Source organism: Winogradskyella sp. (assembly GCF_028289625.1).
In the GTDB taxonomy this organism is placed as follows: domain Bacteria; phylum Bacteroidota; class Bacteroidia; order Flavobacteriales; family Flavobacteriaceae; genus Winogradskyella.
The window spans coordinates 33,389-56,387 of record NZ_JANQOM010000014.1; the positions used below are offsets into that span (position 1 = coordinate 33,389).

Annotated in this window: 21 protein-coding genes; 13 read left to right on the top strand and 8 right to left on the bottom strand. The window is 33.1% G+C overall.

Features of this window, described 5'->3' with window-relative positions:
* Positions 1–21: 21 nt before the first annotated feature.
* From tsaE to Q0992_RS03305, 3 genes are all read left to right on the top strand, one after another.
* Positions 22–492 carry a tRNA (adenosine(37)-N6)-threonylcarbamoyltransferase complex ATPase subunit type 1 TsaE gene (gene tsaE / locus Q0992_RS03295; RefSeq protein ID WP_299520353.1) on the top strand — a complete coding sequence of 157 codons (471 nt, stop codon included), beginning with the start codon at positions 22–24 and terminating at the stop codon, positions 490–492.
* A 157-nt stretch (positions 493–649) separates the two neighbouring features.
* Entirely contained in the window at positions 650–793 is a 144-nt protein-coding gene (locus Q0992_RS03300) for a hypothetical protein (RefSeq protein ID WP_299520355.1), read from the top strand.
* Positions 794–836: 43 nt separating this feature from the next.
* On the top strand, positions 837–1,286 hold the full coding sequence (locus Q0992_RS03305) for a hypothetical protein (RefSeq protein ID WP_299520357.1): 450 nt from the start codon (positions 837–839) through the stop codon (positions 1,284–1,286).
* A gap of 9 nt (positions 1,287–1,295) precedes the next feature.
* On the opposite strand, the gene Q0992_RS03310 is transcribed toward Q0992_RS03305, so the two are convergent.
* From Q0992_RS03310 to Q0992_RS03340, 7 genes are all read right to left on the bottom strand, one after another.
* Positions 1,296–1,889: a hypothetical protein gene (locus tag Q0992_RS03310; protein ID WP_299520359.1), complete on the bottom strand. Its 594-nt coding sequence runs from the start codon at positions 1,887–1,889 to the stop codon at positions 1,296–1,298.
* A gap of 226 nt (positions 1,890–2,115) precedes the next feature.
* Positions 2,116–2,832, bottom strand: coding sequence for a hypothetical protein (locus tag Q0992_RS03315; RefSeq protein ID WP_299520361.1), 717 nt, complete (start codon positions 2,830–2,832; stop codon positions 2,116–2,118).
* A gap of 289 nt (positions 2,833–3,121) precedes the next feature.
* Positions 3,122–3,289, bottom strand: coding sequence for a hypothetical protein (locus Q0992_RS03320; RefSeq protein WP_299520363.1), 168 nt, complete (start codon positions 3,287–3,289; stop codon positions 3,122–3,124).
* Between the two features lie 94 nt (positions 3,290–3,383).
* A complete protein-coding gene (locus Q0992_RS03325) occupies positions 3,384–3,866 on the bottom strand; it encodes a hypothetical protein (protein ID WP_299520365.1) in 483 nt (160 codons plus the stop codon).
* A 10-nt stretch (positions 3,867–3,876) separates the two neighbouring features.
* Positions 3,877–4,188, bottom strand: coding sequence for a hypothetical protein (locus Q0992_RS03330; protein WP_299520367.1), 312 nt, complete (start codon positions 4,186–4,188; stop codon positions 3,877–3,879).
* A gap of 369 nt (positions 4,189–4,557) precedes the next feature.
* Positions 4,558–6,153, bottom strand: a complete 1,596-nt coding sequence (locus Q0992_RS03335) for a hypothetical protein (protein WP_299520369.1) — start codon at positions 6,151–6,153, stop codon at positions 4,558–4,560.
* A gap of 661 nt (positions 6,154–6,814) precedes the next feature.
* On the bottom strand, positions 6,815–7,690 hold the full coding sequence (locus Q0992_RS03340; protein ID WP_299520371.1) for a hypothetical protein: 876 nt from the start codon (positions 7,688–7,690) through the stop codon (positions 6,815–6,817).
* Positions 7,691–8,081: 391 nt separating this feature from the next.
* On the opposite strand from Q0992_RS03340, the gene Q0992_RS03345 reads away from it, so the two are divergent.
* From Q0992_RS03345 to asnB, 5 genes are all read left to right on the top strand, one after another.
* Complete coding sequence (locus Q0992_RS03345) at positions 8,082–8,444, top strand: hypothetical protein (protein WP_299520373.1); 363 nt, start codon at positions 8,082–8,084, stop codon at positions 8,442–8,444.
* A 100-nt stretch (positions 8,445–8,544) separates the two neighbouring features.
* A complete protein-coding gene (locus Q0992_RS03350) occupies positions 8,545–9,744 on the top strand; it encodes an alanine dehydrogenase (RefSeq protein WP_299520375.1) in 1,200 nt (399 codons plus the stop codon).
* A gap of 12 nt (positions 9,745–9,756) precedes the next feature.
* On the top strand, positions 9,757–10,134 hold the full coding sequence (locus tag Q0992_RS03355) for a hypothetical protein (RefSeq protein ID WP_299520377.1): 378 nt from the start codon (positions 9,757–9,759) through the stop codon (positions 10,132–10,134).
* A 193-nt stretch (positions 10,135–10,327) separates the two neighbouring features.
* Entirely contained in the window at positions 10,328–11,707 is a 1,380-nt protein-coding gene (locus Q0992_RS03360; protein ID WP_299520379.1) for a nucleotide sugar dehydrogenase, read from the top strand.
* A 12-nt stretch (positions 11,708–11,719) separates the two neighbouring features.
* Positions 11,720–13,543 (top strand): asparagine synthase (glutamine-hydrolyzing), encoded by a 1,824-nt coding sequence (gene asnB / locus Q0992_RS03365; RefSeq protein WP_299520381.1) that lies wholly within the window; start codon positions 11,720–11,722, stop codon positions 13,541–13,543.
* 5 nt (positions 13,544–13,548) lie between these two features.
* On the opposite strand, the gene Q0992_RS03370 is transcribed toward asnB, so the two are convergent.
* The gene (locus Q0992_RS03370; RefSeq protein ID WP_299520383.1) at positions 13,549–16,773 is read right to left on the bottom strand and encodes a T9SS type A sorting domain-containing protein; all 3,225 of its coding nucleotides are present in this window, start codon (positions 16,771–16,773) and stop codon (positions 13,549–13,551) included.
* A gap of 761 nt (positions 16,774–17,534) precedes the next feature.
* On the opposite strand from Q0992_RS03370, the gene Q0992_RS03375 reads away from it, so the two are divergent.
* The 5 genes from Q0992_RS03375 to Q0992_RS03395 all read left to right on the top strand — a co-directional run bounded on the left by Q0992_RS03375 (position 17,535) and on the right by Q0992_RS03395 (position 22,927).
* A complete protein-coding gene (locus tag Q0992_RS03375; protein WP_299520385.1) occupies positions 17,535–18,839 on the top strand; it encodes an arylsulfotransferase family protein in 1,305 nt (434 codons plus the stop codon).
* Between the two features lie 11 nt (positions 18,840–18,850).
* Positions 18,851–18,994, top strand: coding sequence for a hypothetical protein (locus Q0992_RS03380; protein WP_299520386.1), 144 nt, complete (start codon positions 18,851–18,853; stop codon positions 18,992–18,994).
* Positions 18,994–20,382, top strand: a complete 1,389-nt coding sequence (locus Q0992_RS03385) for a sulfotransferase domain-containing protein (protein WP_299520388.1) — start codon at positions 18,994–18,996, stop codon at positions 20,380–20,382. The genes Q0992_RS03380 and Q0992_RS03385 overlap by 1 nt, the downstream gene beginning before the upstream one ends.
* Positions 20,383–20,519: 137 nt before the next feature.
* Entirely contained in the window at positions 20,520–21,848 is a 1,329-nt protein-coding gene (murJ, locus tag Q0992_RS03390; protein ID WP_299520390.1) for a murein biosynthesis integral membrane protein MurJ, read from the top strand.
* Positions 21,845–22,927, top strand: a complete 1,083-nt coding sequence (locus Q0992_RS03395; protein ID WP_299520392.1) for a glycosyltransferase family 4 protein — start codon at positions 21,845–21,847, stop codon at positions 22,925–22,927. Before murJ ends, Q0992_RS03395 begins: the two co-directional genes overlap by 4 nt.
* The last annotated feature ends 72 nt before the right edge of the window (positions 22,928–22,999 follow it).

A 22,999-nucleotide genomic window follows, 5' to 3' on the forward strand; every position in this document is an offset into this window, starting at 1 on the left:
TCCATTTTACAATAGGTTACTGTGAATACCATTGAATTTACATACCACTTAAAGGATATTGATGCTACGGCTACGATGGTTTTGGAGCATTTAGATTCTAAGTCTAAGGCTATCTTATTTGATGGCCCTATGGGTGCTGGTAAGACCACCTTTATCAATGCCTTGTTAAAGGCTATGAAAAGTGATGATACAGCCACTAGCCCAACCTTTTCTATTGTAAATGAATATAAGATACCCAACGACAAGGTGTATCATTTTGACTTTTACCGCATTGAATCGTTGGATGACGCCTATAATTTTGGTATAGAAGACTACTTTAATAGTGAGCATTGGCTATTTATAGAATGGCCAGATTGTATTGAAGCCTTGCTTCCAGAAGATGCACAATCCATTACTATTGCTAGTATTAACAATACTGTTAGATCCCTCAAATTAACTGTAAATAATAAACTTTTAACCGAACATAACGCTATGACAGAACCGAAATTTTAAATAAAATTTCAATAACATTCTAAAGAAAGAGTACTAGTGTTACGGTTTTTCCGTAACCACAACCTCAAAATTCCTTGGATTTTAACACCGATTGATTTCTACAGGCTCTATACGTGCTTTAAATTTGTAGTATTAATTAATTAAATCCCTTGAAATTATGAAAGCAAAAAAATTAGTACTAGCAATTGCGATTTTCGGTGGAATGTTATTTACTGCACAAGCAACTAACATTATCGACTTAGATGGACAAACTACGACAGAAGTTAAAAAGAAGGCTAGAGATATTCCAAGCGGAGGATAAAAACTCCAAGAAAGTTCTTTTGATAGGGAGTTTAATTGCTACTTTGATAGCATTATCTCCTTATTTATTTTACTTATACGAAAGTGTTCCAGAAACTCAGATTTGGGACACTTTTTTGTTTACCTATGATAGTAAGGCTTGGGGGGATGCCAACTACGTAATGTGGGTACTTACTGGTAAACTCGTTCCCCTACTTTATTTATTTGTTTGGTTCTTTACTTGCCGTCATTGGTGGTATCATACTATTTTGGTACCTATTGTTATGTATATCTTCCAAATTACAGTTATGCTAAATGAGGATACTGAATATATGGATGAGTTTCAAATCATTTATTTAGTTCCAATTATGGCAGTTGTGGTACCATCGATCTATCTTATAAGGGCTAAGATGTTTAATAAGATTAACGATGCAAATAAAACCCTTGAAGAATTAGAAGAAGAATTTATGATTAAACCGACTACATTTTGGGGTAAGGTTAGGCAGTATTTTTAGCTCTACACTCTAAAGTTGGTCTTTTAAAGCGATTAACTTTTTTAAATATATCTCTTTATCTAGCTTAAACTTTTGAGACCTAAGTTCTTTTAATTTTACCTTAAGACTTTTATGACTTGTAATGTTTTTACTTGAAAGATCTGAAAGAAGATTCTCAATCTCTGTTTCAATATCTTTATGAACTTCTTTTGCGCCTAGATTACTATTAATCTTTTTTATCATAAGGTAAAATACTATAACAACTGGTGTTGCAATGATAATACCAAAAATACCTTCATACTTATCTATTACCTTATAGTCATCGTTAATTATTTGTAAAAGCTGTATTATAAAGACCAACAAAGGCAGTAACAAAATTATCTTCCACCAGTCTTTGGATGTTAAATACCAAATCACTAATATGACAATAAAAATGAGTTTTTGGGATAATGTCCACACAAAAGCTTGAATACTTTGATAATAGCTACTTGTAAAGGAATAATTAAAAATGGTTATCTCTCTTGTATCAGGAAATAACAAATAAGCATATGAAATCACAGGAATTAAAAGTATTGCTATTATAACTTTTATGTCGCTTTTAAGTTTTCTTTTAGTTGTTATCATCTTGTGTTTTCCTGTAATTTACAACTTATAACTTAAACATAATTATTCCTAGCAATAATAAACTTTTGTATAAAAAAGCGATAGGTTTTTATTTCGAATCTTTAAGACCAAGTTCGTCGAGAGCTTTAATGTACAATTCTTAATATCGAATCCTTACCATAGTAAAAAGTATCCATATTCTGATTACCTAAATTAAAATCATTATGATTAAACATATATTACATTATTACTTGCAAGTAAGAATATATGGAACTATTTTTTTTGTCCCATTTTTTAACTTTATCAATCTCTCGGGAAAAAAAGAAATTAATTTGCCATTTTCTACAATAAAATCTACGCGTAAAGCTGGCTTAGATTGGTAACTAAAGAAACCATGATAAACATTTTTTTTATCAGCATAATCAAGATTAATCTTTACATTCTTTTCAAGAGCTTCTTTGTATGATAAAACCATAAGTGTAAAATTATTATTGTACTTCAGTCTAAAAGAAATTAATGTTTGAGACATAATACTTAAAAAGTTTAAAGAATCTCTCTTGGTATCTTTACAATATTTAAAATAGTTTCCTAGTTTTTTAAACTTGAATACTTGAGACAAGTAAGACTTTAATGAATCCATTAACATGATAGTTTCTTTTTCAAAAGGTAGGTCTCTTTGACGCTCTTTGAGCTTCCCAATTCTTTCTGGGTCTCCACCTTGCTTTTTCTCAATGTTTATAACGCTATCTAATTCAATTCTTTTTAAATTATATTTTGTTGGACGATTTAGGCTTTCATTAATTTTAGATAAATAAGTCTCATGTACCTTTTTATCAAAATCTGAATTATGAATTATATCTTTTAAAAAATCTTTAATTAGATTTTTATCATCAATTACCCTGTTTTGACTAAAACTTAAATAATATATCATCAAAAAAACAATTGTATAAATTATCTTAATCATCTTAAAACCATTTTATTGATTAAAAACCATATAAGCTTATATTAATTTTAATTTCTCCTTCTGTTGCCTTTTTATATGGATTAAAAATTAGCTTCATAAAGCCTTCTCCATAGTAGTCAGTATATATCTGTCCATGTTCATAACTGTTCTACATTATCACCAAGATTAATTTCTAGTGGTGGATTAATTGGGCTATGTTGACTATTTCTATACGTGTTTTCAAAATCCCATCATGATAACCATTATTGTCGTTATCTATCCTAAAAAGGTGGCAGAATCCTAAGAAATACTAATAATTCTTCTGCTTTAATCCCCAAAAGTTTAAGATACCATTAGCAACTTCTTTATGCACTTCTGTGGTATTTAATTTCCAATGTACTTTAAACAAAATACTTGGGTCATTTGTAGAAGAAACTCTAAAGCTATAAAGGCTCTTATATTTATATACCCAATCCACTTTTTTATTGTAAATGCTCTACAAGAAACTTTAGTTTAGTACTTTACCTTTAGTATACTTATACAATATGGTAGGCCATATATTTTTTTATTAATTATACTTTTTCAAACAATAAACGTTTTCCCATATCCGGATCTCCAATAAATTTCCAAATAACTAAACCAGTATCCTTTTTATTGAATAACATTAATATCATTGATTTGGTTTTCTCATATATTAAGTAATCTAATTTTAGTTCCCAGTATTTCTTATTAAATGATTGTTTTAATATCCAGTTTCCGTCAATAGTAGTCAATTTAGTATATTTTTGAACACCAAAATTATCATAAAAAGGCATATTCTTTAGCAGAAAACTATTGTCTTGATTAATATTTAATACAATGTCGAAATCATTATTATTACTATATGTTTTACTAACATAATCATAGCTAAAACTGTCCAATTCCCATGTTCCGTACAGTTCAGAATTATCAGGTTTTTCTTCTATTCTTTTTAATGAAGATTCATCTATCGTTTTTGGAAACTGACATGAATTTAAAATTATAGACATTAATAAAATGAATTTGATTTTTTTCATGATTAAGTATTTAATTTATAATTTCTTGCCAATTCCAAATTTGATTAATATTTCCACCAAGATTAATAGAATTAGAATCATTCCTTGAAGTGTTTTCAAATATTCCATCGTGAGTTCCGTCTCCATCATTATCAATTCTAAACCTTGTTGCAGAATCCCATCCTGAAGTATTAGTAATTGTGTAATCCAAAGTATATGTACCATTTTGGTTCTGAATAATTTGAATCGTAGTAATATATGACCCCAAAAATGCCGTTACCAAATTACCATTGGTCAAGGTATCATAAAACTCATTTTGCCCATAACTCCATGGGTTTTTCAACAGGTGTTGTTATATCATTACTGGCTATTCTATCCAAGGCCATTTGTCTAGCTTGACTCACCCCTTCCTGTTGTTTTAACAGCTCCGTAGTGACATCGTCTCCATCAAAATAGATGGCATCAAAAATATCATTCCCTTGAGGTGGAAATAAACCATTACAAGTACCAATATACTCTGAACCTATTTAAGACTCAAAGTTTGTCTTTGGACTTCATTGTTTCTTTCAAATAAGTGATTTTTAAATCCAAATATTGGACAATTTTTTTATATAACTTTACTAAAATAAATATGATAAAAAGTAATACTATAAATAAAAGTATTTGCCATATTATTAACCCAATATTTGGTTCTAAACTGTTTTGCATTGTTTTAATTATTTGAGGTTCCACTTATACTAATGCCTTCTCCTGTTTGAGTGTTAAACATTATTGTCAAAACATAACTATCAGAATATGATAAGTCAAAACCTTCTATGCTTATTCCAATATTGAAATGACCATGGATTATGACAGTAATTATGTTTCCATCAATCGAATGTTCATAAGAATCTTGTTCCCAATTTAAGAAAGGTGTTATTCCAGTCTCGAAAGACGTAACTTCTAATAATTCAAATTCACTCAAATTTTCTGTCGCAACATCATCTAATGAAGATTTAGCATGAACATTTAAATAAACCGGGAGATAAGCAAACTTAATCTTAAACTTAGTAATCTTCGTCCCATCTTGCAAATCTTCAAGACTTATGTCTTCTACTTCTAAAGAATCTATAAAGCTTTCTAAAAAATTCTCAAATTCAATTAATGAGTCAAAATTCAAATAATTTTGAGAACTTAAATCGTTGTTAAATTGAAAAGAATAATTGGGATTATTATTTAAAAACCCAATCAAATTAATTACAAAATCAATAGCCTCAGCCGATATGGGATTACCACTGCTACTTACAGGGTTATCATTGACTTCGCCATTACCGTCGTTATCTATGGTTATTGGACCTCCCTGATTGTTAATCCTATTGGCATTTAAGAATGCAGCAATAGCATCCAGAATTTCTTGGTCGGCAGTATTCATCACCCAACTGGCCTGTGCCGATAAGGGATGCAGATCCAAGGACACAGCAATACCCACGGGCGTTGCAGGGGTAAAATTGTCATCGTACCAATATGGGGTATTCCAATTACTGCCACCACCACTACTTGGGTTGGATGGTGTTTCAACCAAAGGGTCGAGTAGCCCATCGCTATCATACCAACTATTGGCAAAATCACCTATATTGGTCGCATTGCCGCCCAGGCTGGCGGTTACCACCACTTCATCCAGCATAATACTGTTGAAAAAATCAACTAAAAAGTCCAAGTCCCCTAACCAGTCCAACAAACATCCAATGGTACTAAAATCACAAGGTGTACCGCCATTTTTGCCAACCAGGTTGCCCTGTGTATCGGTACCACTAACCTCAACCCTTTGCCCGTGCAGGTATTTACCGGCATACTCCAACTGTCCCTCCAAGTTATAGGCCATGATATAGCCCGAGAAGTTTTCGCCATTGTACACATCGGCATATATGAGACAGAACACTTTGGAATCTACCACGCCATTATGCTCAACAGAGCCTATAAAAATCTTGGAGGCTACGGTCTGTAGACCTTGTACGGGAGTGTGCAGTATATGTAACGGCTCTAGTACCCCTGGCTGGGATGTTGTGATGTCCTTAAACTTTTTGGTCGTAGACTTTTCCCAGTCCGCATTAATGTCTTGCAGGTTTTTAGCGTTTACATCATCCGTTGGTTGAAATTGTATGTTACTATTGGTATTGAAAAAGGATTTGGCTTCCGTAATGCTTGGCACAGAAAAATCTTCTTGTGACTCAATTAAGGGGTCGTCAGCTTTTTCGCAAGCAATAAAAAAGAATGGGATTCCAAAAATTAGAATCCATATCTTGGTCATTCGGTTAAGTGTTTTTGTCATTCTGTCTTTCCGATTTTAAGTTAATACAATTAGTTTTACTAACAAAGTCTAAAAATTACAAAGTCCTACAAAGTCTATTTTTATTATGAAAAAAGGGATTAAAATCCTACTCTTTAGTAGGATTAATTCAACTTGCAAATTTGAATCCGTCTTTCCGACTTTTTAAATATACTATCGTGATAACCATTATTGTCGTTATCTATTCTAAAACGAATGGCAGAATCCCAAGACAAAATGTTAATAATTCTTTCGTTTTAATCCCTAGGAATTTAAAATACTATCCACCATTTTTCACTTACTTTGGTTGTATTTAATTACCAAAACACATTAAATAAAAGACTTTTATTGTTTGAAGAAACAGAGCTATAACTATCCAGGCTTCTAAATTGATATACCTACTCGCCTATTTATTTGCAATTATTTTTATTTTTAAAAAAATTGTAACAATAAAAAATAAAAACTGTAAACCAAATGGTCTGTATTATAAATTGCCTGTCAAATTTTACTTGCTCATTAACATAATCGTTTATAAACCCATATCCGATAACAATTATGCCTAATATGCACCAACTAAGTACGAAAAGGTTATATGGAATTTTAATCTGCATTGTTTTAAAAATTTAAATTATTTAAAAATTATGATTCTTTTTACAGAAAAAGCTTAATGTTGACTCTCAACCGATGTGGTCATACAGATTGTAAAATCAATAACCATAAGTGCTAAGCCAATACCGCCTAAAACTCTACCTCCAATTTTTTTAACAGCCTTTTTAATTAATTTTTTAACAAGCCCTTTGTCAATTACTTCAGCTGTTAATGCTGCTACCAAAGCTATACCGGCTGCAATACCAGTTGTTTCAAGAAAACAATCGCGCACACCATCATAATAACTTGTTGCATTAGCACTTTGGCCAAATAGAAAACTTAAATCATTGTTTAAAGAAACACTCTGGTTCCCTGTTCTAGTAACTTCCATTACTATTGGTATTAAAGTATAATCCTCCTCTCCATCTAACATTTCATAAATATCTGCATTATTAAAACCCTTGCTATAAAAATAGTTTTTAGCTTCTTGTATAGAGGGTTGTAAGGCATCTATTATAGGTTTTTGCTGAACATTAAAAGTGGCCATTGGATTATCATTTACTTCTACTGCCTCAGTTGACACTAAACCATGCTGATTTGATACTTCTACTATATCGTGTAAATTATTTATAGAAATCAAAAAATCTGTATTGTCAAATACCTGATTGTCATTGTTCAATAGATAAATAGTTTTATAGTCTTCACTCAATTGCAAAGTCTTTGCTACCGAGTTTAAGCTATTGTTGACATTTATATTTCCCGTCATAACAAAAGTATTTTGAATCGCATTATTAAATTCAGCATTATTGTTGTCTGATATATCAACTTTATCAGATGAGCACGCATTAAAAGTAAAAACTGCTAAAAATAATGTTAGTTTAATAACAAAAATCGCAACCATACCTTTTGCAACTTTCATCGTTATATTATTTATTTTCTCTAAAAATTTCATTTAAACTTAAATTTTGTGTCTATTCTTATTTAAAAAACAGATTAGTTAATAACATATTTACTAACAAAGCCTAAAAATTACAAAGTCCTACAAAGTCTATTTTTATTATAAAAAGGGGATTAAAATCCTACTCTTCAGTAGGATTAATTCAACTAGCAAATTTGGATCCGTCTTTCCGACTTTTTAAATATGGGTTTTATTAAAAAACCAGATCTGGTTTGGATTAACCCTTACGTGCTTATAAAGCTAAGCGACTTTGTAATTACTCAATTTTGACAAGCACAGTGCCGATATAGAAAATATTCTATATAAATGCTATTTTTAAATTAAAAATTTATATTTGTAATATAACCCTAACAACCTATTCATAGGTGTATTTCCTAAAGCCCTTATGAGTAAAGCTATTAATCGTATTATTAAATTAGTGGAAACGCTCAATATCAGCGCTAGGCAGTTTGATATGTCTATTGGTACCGCTAACGGTTATACGTTGCGTATGCAAAAAAACAATGCCTCAGTTGGGAGTGATGTCATAGAACGTATTATAAAAACCTATCCTGAAGTTAATTTGGTGTGGCTTATTACTGGTAAAGGAGATATGTTTATCACTACGCCTAGCAAACCCAAAATTAGATCTAAAGAAGAAATAGAGGCCTATATCAGCGAACGGCTAGAACAAAAACTCTCTGAAGAAAAAAAGGCACTTTTAGACGAAATTTTAAAGGAAATTGATGAATTAGAGAATAATGAATAATAATGAGTCAAAATTTATTCGTAACTTCAAGTTAGATAAATATACTAGTGCTTGCTAGTGTTTTATTATCTTGCAACTACTAAGACAATGCACTAACTTAATGAGTAAATCTTTATCACCGTTTACCAAAGCCCAATTATTACCACAAGAAGAAACTTTAGAAATACTTAAGCAGAAAGGGGAACTTTTTATTGGTATTCCTAAGGAAACCCACTTTCAAGAACGGCGGGTTTGCTTAACACCAGATGCAGTTTCTGCACTTACAGCTAATGGTCATCGGGTTTTATTTGAGTCTGGTGCTGGCGAGGGTGCCAATTTTAAAGATAATGACTATAGTGAAGCAGGTGCAGAAGTCTCTAAAGATACCGCCAAGGTTTACTCCTGCCCTATCATACTTAAGGTAGAACCTCCTTCTTTGGATGAGATAGCGCTTATTAATCCACAAACCATATTAATTTCTGCCCTTCAGATAAAAACACAAAGTAAGCCTTATTTTGAAGCCTTGGCAAAAAAGCGTGTTACGGCTCTAGCATTTGAATACATTAAAGATGAAGATGGTGCCTACCCAGCGGTTAGGTCACTTAGTGAGATTGCTGGTACTGCATCTATTTTAATTGCTTCAGAGTTATTGTCTAATGTTAATGGTGGTAATGGTTTAATGATGGGAAATATTAACGGTGTGCCACCCACTGAAGTTCTTATCTTAGGCGCTGGAACCGTTGGCGAGTTTGCTGCACGTTCGGCTATTGGTCTTGGTGCTAACGTGAAAGTGTTTGATAGCTCTATTACAAAACTGAGATGTATTCAGAATAATCTTGGCCGCACTGTATATACCTCAACAATGCAGCCTAAAAACTTGTTAAAAGCATTAAAACGTTGTGATGTAGCCATTGGTGCCGTTAGAGGCACTAATCGTTCTCCAATAGTAGTTACCGAAACCATGGTAGAACATATGAAAGTGGGCTCAGTGATTATCGATGTGAGTATAGATATGGGAGGCTGTTTTGAAACAAGTGAAGTTACTACCCACGATCACCCTACCTTTGATTATAAAGGTGTAACGCACTATTGTGTTCCTAACATTCCTGCAAGATACTCTAGAACCGCTTCTGTATCAATCAGTAACATTTTCACTCCTTACCTATTAGAAATCGGTGAGCATGGTGGACTTGAAAATGCCCTACGATTTGATAGAGGATTAAAAAATGGGTTGTATTTTTACCACGGCATCCTTACCAACAAATCCGTAGCCGAATGGTTTGGCTTAGATTACAACGATGCCAACTTACTTATTTTTTAATTTGTTTTTCATATGAAATTCACACAACGGTTGGCTTACTACCTTAGTGGTTTTGCCATAGGGCTTATAATATTAATGTTTTTTTTAAATGGCAAGAACGCCTCTTGCGATTATGGCCCAAATGCAAGAACCGTTAAGAACATTAGCGCTAAACCCATTGCCTATTCAAATCCTGCCAGAGATTTTGTTAACAAGAATTCAATAGATTCAATGACCGTTGTTAACTTAATTAAGTTTGGCAGCGTTGATTTTTCAAAAAGTAATACGAAATTGGATTCCTGTAAAATTTATCACGTTAATAACAGCTACCAGAAGTGGGATATAGAACTTGTTATTGAGAATTGCGACTCTATTTCTAAAATTCTAAAAATCAATTATTTAAATAACTAGTGCAAGCGCTATTACTTAAAAATGCATTTCAATTGAAGATTTACAGATTTGTATTAGTTTTGTCTTTGGTTATGTAGGTGTGATTTCGTCGTTAAAACATGTCGTTAGTATATAAATTTAGTGGATTCCGATTTGTTCTCACACCTTTGTAAACCGTAAATGAACTTGACCCAAGTCAAATAAACTTAAAACTATGAAGATAAATAAGATATGCTGTATTGGAGCTGGTTATGTAGGTGGTCCGACAATGGCAGTCATCGCAAAAAAAAATCCTAACATTCAAGTTACCATTGTTGACATTAATGAAGAGCGCATTGCAGCTTGGAATGATGAAGATGTTTCTAAATTACCAATATACGAACCTGGTCTAGCCGAAATCGTAACCGAAACCAGAAGTAAAAATCTATTCTTTTCTACTGAAATAGACAAAGCCATTAAAGAGTCTGAAATGATTTTTATTTCTGTGAATACCCCTACAAAAACTTATGGCAAGGGCAAGGGTATGGCTGCAGACCTTAAATATGTAGAGTTGTGTGCAAGAAATATCGCAGAAGTTGCTACAACAGATAAAATCGTTGTAGAGAAATCGACATTACCTGTTAGAACAGCTCAGGCCATAAAGAGCATTCTCCACAACACAGGTAATGGTGTCAATTACAGTATTTTATCTAATCCTGAGTTTTTAGCTGAAGGTACTGCAATTCAAGACTTATTAAAGCCAGATCGTGTTTTAATCGGTGGTGAGTCTGAAGATGCCATAGAAAGTTTAGCTAACATCTATGGGAGTTGGGTTCCACAAGATAGAATATTAAGAACCAACGTTTGGTCTTCCGAACTCTCAAAATTAACCGCAAATGCGTTTTTAGCACAACGTATTTCTTCTATAAATTCAATTTCTGAACTTTGTGAGAAAACTGAAGCTGATGTAACTGAAGTTGCCAGAGCCATTGGTATGGATTCTAGAATTGGTCCTAAATTTTTAAATGCTTCTATTGGCTTTGGTGGATCTTGTTTTCAAAAAGATATACTCAATCTAGTTTACATCGCAAGAAGCTATGGATTAAATGCTGTAGCAGATTATTGGGAGCAAGTGATTATTTTAAATGACCACCAGAAAAGACGCTTTTCTGATAATCTGATCAGTACTTTATACAATACTGTTTCTGGTAAGAAAATAGCGATGTTAGGTTGGGCCTTTAAAAAGGACACTAATGATACCAGAGAATCAGCAGCAATATATGTAGCTGACCATTTGTTAAGCGAGCAAGCGCATATTGCAGTATATGACCCTAAGGTTCCATCTAAAAAGGTGTATTCAGACCTTAACTACCTTGAAACACGTTCTGGAGAAGAAAATAAAAATCTTGTATCCACATATAACGACCCTTATGAAGCTGTAAAGGATGCGCATGCCATAGCAATAATGACAGAATGGGATGAATTTAAGACCTACAACTGGAAAAAGATTTTTACTAGCATGAAAAAACCCGCCTTTATTTTTGATGGCCGAAATATTCTGGACATGACTGAAATGTCTGAAATTGGTTTTGAATATTCTTCAATTGGTCAATAAGAACCTAACATTATGTGCGGAATATACCTTACTAATATTGCTTACAAAAAAGATGAGGTAAAATCTAAGCTTCAATCTATCTCTTACAGAGGTCCTGATTTTACTGGTATCGAGAAAATTAGAAATCTTACATTGGGACATCTTAGATTGTCGATTCTCGATTTAGACCCACGTTCTAATCAACCGATGCATTTTGAAAACTTTGTAATCGTATTCAATGGTGAAATCTATAATTATATCCTTATAAAAAAAGAACTACAGGATTTGGGCTATACTTTTAATACTGAAAGTGACACCGAAGTCCTCTTAATCGGTTTTAAGCACTGGAAGGAAAAGGTATTGGAGAAGATAAATGGCATGTTCGCGTTTTCAATTTACGACCGCGAAACCAATACCATTTTTTCTGCCAGAGATCGCCTTGGTGTTAAACCTTTTTACTATTACTGGCAAGACGGACAGTTTGAAATATGCAGCCAAATAAAACCAATGCTATTTGGTAAGACTGTTAATGAAGAAGCCATTTCAATGTTTTTGGATTGCATGTTCATTCCAAGTCCATATACTGTAGTCAACAACGTCTATAAATTACCTCCAGGAAACTATATGGTCATTGACCTAAATACTCAAAATTACAGCATTCATGAATATTGGAACTTAAAACCAATAAAAATAAAGGACATTCCATATGAACAAGCCAAAGCGGAGCTCCATGATCTATTGAGGGATGCCGTAAAGATAAGGCTTCAGTCCGATGTCCCTATAGGCTCTTTTTTATCTGGTGGCATAGATTCTGCTTTAGTGTCTAGTATAGCTTCGGAGGTGGCCGACTCCAAAATAAATACGTTTTCCATCGGATTTGACAATCCTGACTATGATGAAAGTAAAATTGCCCAAGAGTTTGCCTCAATAATTGGTACAAACCATGATACCACAATCTGTAAACCCAGTGAGTTCCTAGAACTTGTTCCAAAACTCGTTAAAGTCTATGACGAGCCATTTGCAGATAGCTCTGCCTTGCCTTCGCTACTTCTAAATAAAGTGGCTAAAGAACACGTTACGGTAGCTCTTTCTGGTGATGGTGGAGATGAAAGCTTTATTGGCTATAATCATTTTGATTCGCTGATAAAGCATAAAAGAATAATTGATTTACCATTTTGGTTTAGGAAATTAGTCGCAAATTCAGGTATTTTGAAGCTATTTAATATGAATACATATCGCATTACAAATGCTTTGAATACTAATAGTCGCTATGATTTTATCGAAAATATTTTTTCTCGAAAAGGACTCCTTTTGAAGGAAAAACGTCAGGATTACATGAAATATTTTCAAGGCTTTAAAACTTGGTCTAATAATTTTCTACAACAAGCCGCAGACTTAAACATAAAACTCTGGCTTGAAAATGACAGTAATGTTAAGGTTGACAGGGCTAGTATGGCTTATTCCGTTGAGGTAAGAAGTCCATTTTTAGATTATCGTGTTGTAGAATACGCTCGTACTTTACCGATGCACTTCAAATACGAAAAAGGAAGGCAAAAGAAAATACTTAGAGACATATTAAAAACGTATATTCCCGAGGACGTATTTGACCAACCAAAAAAAGGTTTTGCCGTACCAATTGGTGAATGGATGCGACATGAGCTTAAAGAAGAATTCTTTAAATCCTTAAATGATGATTTTTTGAATTCTGTTCCAAACTTGGATGTAAAAAAATTCAAAACTTTATTGAACGAGCACATGAATCACAAACAAGACCATACAGCTAACGTATGGAAACTGTACGTCTTAAGTAAGTGGTACGATGAGTTTTATTCAATTAATAAGACTGCTGAGATTTGAATTAATTACCTGACTATTAATTTTTTAGAAATTTCTTGTGTCACATCCTCTAATTTTATAAAATATATTCCAGGGTGAAGTCGACTTACATCTATGCGTCTTGTTGTTGACATATTAAGATTATCGTTAGAAATTATTTCAGAATGAATTAATTTACCTGTCACATCGTATAAATATATTCTTGAAAGTGCCGTTGAACCTGCTAGTTTTACATTCACAAAATCTGTACTTGGATTAGGATATATACTAAAATCAAAGTCTTGCGGGTCACCATTACCAGGATTTACAGGATTATTAATATCCTCTTCACAATTAGTATCAACATAAACTGTTACTGAGTCTTCATCAAAATCCAATGGATTGAAAACAGTTACCGTATACTCAGTCGTTTCAGTTGGGGAAACCTGTATAGTTTGAGTAGTTTCACCATTACTCCACACATATTCATCTCCACCTGTAGCCGTAAGCGTCACTGTTTCACCTATACAAATCTCTACATCTTCACCAGCATTGGCTACAACTTCTGGTATAACATTAACCGTAACCTGTTTTTCGTCATAACAGTCATTAATATATCCTCTAACTTCATATATAGTTGTTTGAGATGGACTAACAGCAATATTAGGTTGTGTCGCACCATTATTCCATTGGTATGAATTTGCGCCAGTAGCCGAGAGTGTTACAAAGTCACCACTCATAATATCAATACTATCACCATTTAATATTACGACATTTGGATTTGGGTCGACAAAGACAGTAACATCATCTGTGTCTTGTTGTGTTCCTTGAGTAACAGTTACAGTATAGGTACTAGTAGCAATTGGGCTAACAACTATGCTCTGAGTAGTTTCTCCTGTATTCCATAGATAACTATCCCCTGGTGTAGATGTTAGGACAATTTCATAATCGTCATCTTGGCATATAAACTCGTCTTCTCCAGCTGATACGACGAGTAATTCTTCAACTGTTACGGTAATTTCTTCGGTACGCGAACATCCATTGGTGTGTAAAGAAGTTACACTATAGGTTGTAGTTACTAACGGTGATACCGTAATGAATGGTGTGGTTTCCCCTGTACTCCAAAGATAGTTATCACTACCTGTTACATTCAATGTCGTTGAATTACCCTCTACAATTACAACATCATCACTAACAGAAATATTTGGTGCTTCGTTCACAAAAACCGTAACACTATCTGTACTCGAACAATCATTTGAAATGACTTCAACCGTGTATGTAGTTTCTGCAGTAGGGCTTATTTCAATAGATTGGCTGGTTTCTCCTGTATTCCACAGATATATATCACCTCCATTAGCTGTTAATGTTACTGTATCTCCCTCGCATATGGTCTGGTCTTCACCTGCATCAGCAACTGGAATTGCATTTACTATTACTGTTACACTGTCTTCATCGAAGTTACCATCATTATCAGAAACAGTTACAGTGTAAATCGTAGTCTCTGTAGGGCTAACTTCAATTGAAGCCGTGGTTTCTCCATTGTCCCATAAAAAGTTTGGGCCGCCTGAAGCAGTCAAGGTTACTGTTTCACCTATGCAAATCTGTTGGTCATTACCAGCGCTCGCTACGAGCGCTTCTGCAAAAACCGTTATCTGAGACGATGATTGAACATCTGCATCAACATTACTTGTGAATGTTATTAATACATCCCCAGGCATAATTCCGGTTACAAGACCATTTGAATCCACCTCTGCAATTGAAGTATCAGAACTAGACCAAGAACCCATTTGATTCGTTGTATTTGATGGTGTAAATGATGCGGTCAACTGAATTGTTTGATTAACTTCTATCATTTCAATCTGTGGTGTAACCGTAACACTTTGAGGCAAAACTTCTTCGATATTGGCATTATCAACTCCATTCAAGTATTCTTCTAATAATGTATATCCTGATGGTTGTATTTGATTATGTATATCTACGTTTCCCGTAATACCTCGACTAACTAAATAGGCTTCTGGTATATGTGAGTTTGATTGATAAAAGTTGGCAACTCTTGAATTATTAGGAATTGGAGCCCAACCCACATTTGAATATCTTGTTATAAAACCACCAACATTAAAATATGTGCCTAAAGGAAAGGGGGTTGTTGTATCTTGTTCTGTTCCAAAACTATCATTTATGACCATGTTAATAGTTTCAGAATCTTTTTGGTCTTGCCATACTGTGTACGTTCCATCAGCATTTAGGTATTTATTTGCTCCACCACCTAAATCTGCCGTAATATCATCATAGGCTTGTTGAGGTGTCTTTATAGTAAAAGGCTCACCCACCAAAGTATGTTGTGTATTTGTAAATTTAGAAGGTGCTATTTGTGTTTGAACATCAGGATAAACTTGCCACATATATTCTTGGTCAGTCGTTGATGGACTTGTAACAATGTAGTTACCTGAAGCATAAATAGAATTGTCTGCAATACCTGTATATGCAGTCATATTATCCCAACGCAAATCTGATGAAGCACCTTTACCATTTGCGCTTGGTTTTAAATAGTTATTAATTGAGTTAATTCTAGTATTATTAGTGGTTACCGATATAGTTCTATAATTGTTATTATAGACAACATTGTTAACGACATCATGCCTTGAATTTGCACCACCGCTACAATTAGGATGCCTGTGTGATATATTTGCCCATAGATTATCTACTAAGGTAAAATTACCTGTTTGTAAACTAGCACCATCCCCTATTATTGCACCTGTTTTACTATCTTGAAAAAAACAATTTTGAACAGTAATGTCACTTGTCCCTCTACCTGTACCATTAAAACTATTTATGTCTATACATTCATCTGAGCCGTTACTAAAAGTAACATGGTCTAAAATAAAATTAGAGCAATCTTGTGTAGCAAAAACGTCCATGTTAGCAGTTGCAGTTGATTTCCTAAATCTAACATATCTTATAATAAAATTATTTGTACCTCTTATAGTAAACCTATCGGTTAAAATTGTTATGCCACCTTCTGGGGCGGTTTGTCCCGCTATAGTAAAATTGTCGTAAGGCACACCACCAGCCCAGCCAAAACCACCGTAACCTGTGGCATCTATTTCACCCGAAACGTCGAAAACAATAGTTCTAGGTCCAGTTGTTTCGAAAAGTGCATGTCTCAAACTACCCGGTCCAGCATCCCAAGCTAAGGTCGTAATGTGCAGAACTTGTCCGCCTCTTCCACCAGTAGCATAAGCACCGGCACCTTTAGCTGACGGAAATGCCAAATCTTGACTAAAAGAAACATTACAAAAAATTAAAATTGTGGTTATTATTAGATAACAATATTGATGTAGTCTAAAAACTTTAGAGGTCATAAGGGTTGAATAATTAAGTAAATATTGGGGCTCAATTTTCTTCAAATATTAAGTTTTTTTTTATAAAAAACATATTTATTCGATTAAATGCATTATTTTTGTAAGAAATTTATACTTTTTTAAGGTTATTTTAGATTTATGAATTTCAATAGGCATTCATATATTGGATAAACAATTATATAAATCTTACATATCTACGAATGAAATAAACTTTTGGATTATGATAAAAATCATATTTATCAACAATAAAATGTTAAAAAAAGAATGCCTAATAAAAGTGTTTAATCTTAAAATTTATCAACCTTTTCTTCTTCGTTCTCATTTAATCAAATCATCAAAAAAAGCCTATTTTAAGTGCAAACAACTAAGTATTTACAAATTAAAGAGGTTGACATAACAAATTTACTCTTGCGAATCTTGTTTTATTTACAATTTTCAATCTTTAGTAGTAGCTATTGCCATAGTTAAAAACATATCTTACCATAGATCAAATCAGAATATAAAACATTTTAGGATTTGTTGCAACATGTTCTTAGAACTATCTTTAATAAAGTATAATTTGTCTTATAAAATTGCATTATGTAGATTTTTTTTAATTCGATGCTGATTTATACTTAAAATTGATAGGCAGTATATAACTTTGTACGAAGCAATAACCAAAAAAATTTGCATTGAAAATATTAAGAAAAATTGCATTATTTATTATAGTAATATTTATATTAATGCTATGGAGTGGTATTGTACGTAATGTTGCTTTAGGGCAGCGTTCATTTGGCCCTTTAACAGATCCCATAAAATCTTTCTCAGAATTACCTTCTAATATGAAGGCGGCATATCATCATTATTTGGTTGCACCCGAGTATTACTTAAAAACTAAGGAAGAAGATCAACAAAATATAAATAATTTAACCTATGATTTATTTGGAACTTATGCTTACAGAAGCGGAAATGAATTCAAAATAGAACTGAAAAATTTCAAAACCGATGAAATATTAAAAATTTGGAGGCTTCCTACAGACTATCTATCTAAACATCACGAGGTTGGTCAAAACGATCGTCTTTTTCCTGCAAAACTACTGGAAGACAGAAACATCATTGTAGCCTGCGATGAAAAACCAGGACTAATTCGTTTAGATTCCCTATCTAATGTGGTTTGGCATAATAAAGATTTTATCGTTCATCATGGTATGAACTTCGATAATGAAGGTAATATTTGGACTCCGGCCGTAAAACACAAAGATGGTATCATTGTACCAAATACCTTGTCTGTGGACGGCACTAAAATCGACTACCGTGATGATATGGTACTAAGTGTTGACGCTAGAACAGGTAAAACACTCTATAGCAAATCGTTGACGAGTATTTTCAAAGAAAATAATCTAATGGAATTACTAAATAAAGGAAGTCTTGTTTCTGATCCATTTCACTTAAATGATGTTCAACCTGTTGTTTCTGACAACTCAAAATACTATAACAAGGGCGATGTGTTTTTAAGTTTTAGGCATCTATCCGCAATATTACAATTTAGACCATCTACTGGTAAAGTGATCAAGGTTATTGAAGGGCCTTTTACCTATCAACACGATGTAGACATTGTAAACGATAGTATAATTGCATTATTTAATAATAACACAGTAGCTTTAGATCTGAAATTCAATAAATTTGAATTTAAACCAAATAATGACGTTATTCAACGAAAAATAACACATTCAAATGTGCTTATTTATAAATTTGAAACTGATTCATTTGAAGCCCTTTACGAAAAAGAATTCGAAAAAAACGAAATCTATACAGAAGCAGAAGGCTTATATGAATTATTGCCCAATGGCGATTTGTTCGTGGAAGAACAAGGACCCGGAGTTTTATGGGTGTTAAATAATAATGGCGTTGTCCTAAAAACCACTTTAAAAAGTGATATTGAAGGTTATCATTATCTTCCGAATTGGACATCGATTTATACAGACATAAACTTTTAAAATCTACTATTATGCTTAGTTATATCGGACCTGGATTAGGACTTGGAACTTTACTTATCATCATTTTTATTCTACTCTTGGTAATTTTTGCCTTTGGTGTGGTGTTATGGATTCCTATTAAGCGTTTTTTCCGTAATCTATTTAAGAAAGGATAATGCTCTATTTTGTTATCGCAGGTGTAGCAGGTATTATTTTAGCCACACTTATTATAGTACTCAGAAAAGTATTTTTTGAGATGCTAGAAGCCTCTGTTGCGCTTGCAAATGAAGTTTTATCTAAAGAAGATGAGCGTACTAAACAAAGTAAATTAATAGCTGCTCTAAAACGAATGCTCATTTCTTTGGGTAAAACCGTAGGAGCATTTGCCCTTATTTTTGGTGGTACAATTCTTCCTATGGCTGCTTACGGATTTTTTAAAGACATTTCTTTTGAAAATATTGACTCTAGCTCAACTTGGTTTTGGGTAAGTCTTTCCATAGGTAGTATTCTCCCTTTTGTTTTTAAGAAAAAGAAGAAAGTTGAAAACTATTCTGAAGCATCCATGCTTTTGCACAAATTGATTCTTAATAATTATAATCTGTCCAAGTTCCTGTTGTCATTCGACAAGAAATTTAAGCGGGGAGAAAAGATTAATGATAAATCAGACTTCTTAATTGTGTCTGGTTTGGCAAGAGCAGGAACAACCAGTTTAACGGATCAACTCTTTAAAGCCGGTCAATTCAACTCATTAGATTATTCTAATATGCCATTTCTATTGGCACCTAACCTCTGGAAAAAGCTTTATAATCCTAAAAAAGCAAAACTTAAGGAGCGTAAACATGGTGATAAAATGATGTTTGGGCTTAATACCATTGAAGCTTTAGAAGAATACTTTTTTAAGGCATTTTTAAATGACAGCTTTATTCAAGAATCTACATTGACTATTCACGAAATTGATGAAGAGGTATATCATAAATATATTGAATATCAATCTCTGATTAGAACTAATAATGACAATTTATACTTATCGAAAAATAACAATCTTATTCTAAGATATCCTTCCTTAAGAGCATTAAATAAGGATTTCAAAGCTATATTCTTGTTCCGTAAACCCGAGGATCATGCCTATTCCCTATTGAATCAGCATTTGAGATTTTCAGAATTTCAACACGATGACGATTTTATTAAAACCTATATGGATTGGTTAGGTCATCACGAGTTTGGTGGAAATCATAAAGTATTTAGTTTTGAAGAAGACCCAAAGAAAATTGAACACAGTAAAGATTCATTAAACTATTGGCTGGCAGTTTGGCTTAACTATTATAACTATCTGACCACATTAGATGATTCCGAATTCATTCTTTTAGAATATGAAGATTATTTACAAAGGCCTCAAGCGGTTTTAGAATATCTTGGAAATGAAATGCAGATGAGTTTTGATTATTCTAATGTGAAGCCATTTAATAATAAAAAAACAATCGATGTTTCGAATTGTGATATCGACCTATTAAGTGCAACACAGGACGTATATAATGCATTAAAAGAGCGTAAGGTAAGAGTTTAGGATAACTAAGTACTTTGTTATTGACACTAATAAAATCTACCGAAGTGACATGGTGTATTTAGTAAATTTTTACATTACTTAAAATTTTTGCAATTGTAAGCCTTGTTTGGCATTAAATGTCAAAAGGTTAATACTCAATGAAAACTTTACTTAAAATACTTAATGAAAAACTTCATAACCCTGTGTTAAGAAGCATGTTCATTGTTGGTGTAATAACCATGTTAGTTAAGGCACTCGCCTTTTATAAAGAAACCATTGTTGCTGGGGCTTTTGGATTAAATGAAGTTATCGATACCTTTATTATTGCTTCACTGATTCCTACATTTGTTAATAGTGTTTTTATAAGCTCATTGACTAATTTATTTATCCCTAACTATATCATTGAACTTAAAAACGAAGGCAATAAAGCCAGTTTTCAAAGTATTGTATTTATAATGGTATTTTTGATATCATTAATCTCCGCTGTGGTAATCCTAATTTCGATAGATGGTATTCTAGATATAATTTATCCCAATCAGCCTGAAGAAAATTATCAACTTGTAAAAGACCAGCTTTATGTAATACTGCCGTGTTTGTTTTTGTGGGGTGTTTCAATTGTTGTTAGTGGTTTACTTGAAATTGAAAATCGCTTCCTTATTTCAACAGCAGTTGGACTTATTCCATTAGCAACTATGATACTGTTTCTTTTTTACCTTATTGACACATTAGGTGAGATGGTTTTAGCCTACGGTACCTTAGCAGGGACCATATTGGCTTTTATATATTTATTGTTTTTTGCACTAAAGTATAAACAGATCTCATTGGGTAAACCGGAGTTCAACAGAAATTCTAGACAAATGCTAAAACAGCTTCCACCTAAGGTGTCTTCTGGCTTTTTATCTGTTATGAATAATTTTATTGATCAATTCTTTGCCGGACAGCTTGTTGTGGGTTCTTTGGCAGCCCTGAATTATGGAAATAGAATACCAGCGTTTTTTGTAGCAATTGTAATTATGTCATTGGGTAACGTTCTACTCCCCCATTTTTCTAGATTAGTAAATGACGATTTAAAAGGGGCATATCAATATTTGTTTAAGATTTTGAAGTGGATGTTTCTCGCCGTTTTAGTATTCAGTATTATTGCCGGAATTTTTTCTGAACTAATTATTGAATTGTGGCTCGAACGCGATCAATTTACGAGTGAAGATACCGCTAAGGTCGCCCTAATACAACAGATTTTATTAATTCATGTGCCATTTTATCTTTGTACATTGGTATTAGGTAAGTTTTTGACAAGCCTTAACCTAAATACTTTTATGGCGTGGATATCGTTTTTCAATCTTTTAATAAACATCATATTAAATGTTATTTTAATTAAATATTATGGGGTGTATGGATTGGCTTTAAGTACCACTTTAGTTCTAATTATCAGTAGTTGTTTTTATTTTGGATATACCTACAGAAACTATAAAAAAATACAAACATGAAAATTGACTTTGTAATATCATCACTAACAGGAGGCGGTGCAGAACGTGTACTCTCTATTTTAGCCAATAGTTTTGCAAAACGAAGCAATTATCAAATTACGATTATTACCTTATTAAATGATACCTGCGCTTACGATATAGATAAATCTATTACTAGAGTGACCTTAACTAAGAACAAAAAGCTAATTGGGCATACCCTAGGATCCATTATCAACCTAACACAATACTATAAATCTAAAAGCAACAGGCCAGATTTTATCATCTCTTTTATGACCTTAAATAGCCTAATCGCACTTTTGCCCGCAAAGTTATATAATATAAAGGTGATGGCACAAGAACATACACATCATGAGTGGGATATGGAAGGACGTGGATTTATTTCACGTTTCACGAAAAAATATATTTACAGATGGGCTTCAATCGTTACTGTTTTAACAAGTTATGACCTCAATTTTTATAAATCCCGAGGTATAAACGTAATGGTGTTACCCAACCCTTGTGGTTTTAAAGCTTTGACTAAAGCACCCGTAAAAAATCAAAAGGTTATTTTAGCCATTGGAGACTTAGAACGTTATGACGTTAAAGGTTTCGACAACTTATTAATGCTTATTGCTCCTGTTTTACACCAGCATAAAGATTGGATTTTAAAAATTGCAGGATCGGGCGATACAGGTTTAGCGATATTGAAAAAACTAGCCACAGAAAATGATATTAGTGATAAAGTTGAGTTTACTGGGTTTGTAAACGATATCCCAGCATTAATGAGTAAGTCGTCCATTTTTGTATTAAGCTCTAGAACTGAAGGCTTGCCTATGGGGCTTATAGAAGCCATGTCCCAAGGAATGGCATGTATTGCCTACGATTGCGTTACGGGACCTTCAGATATCATTACCCATGAGGTTGATGGTTTACTCATTCCAAATCAAGACCACTCCGAGATGCAAAAAGGAATAGAAACGCTCATCAACCATGAAGAACTTCGAGCTGGATTAGGAACCAACGCATTAAAAGCAAGTAAGAAATATGAAATTTCTGAGATTATAAATGTATATGAAGAACTCTTTAAAGTACTAGATTAGTCAGTATGCAACGCATAATAACATATTGTTGTTTTTTTGTTCCCTTCTTTTTTAGCTGTTTCCAAATTCAGC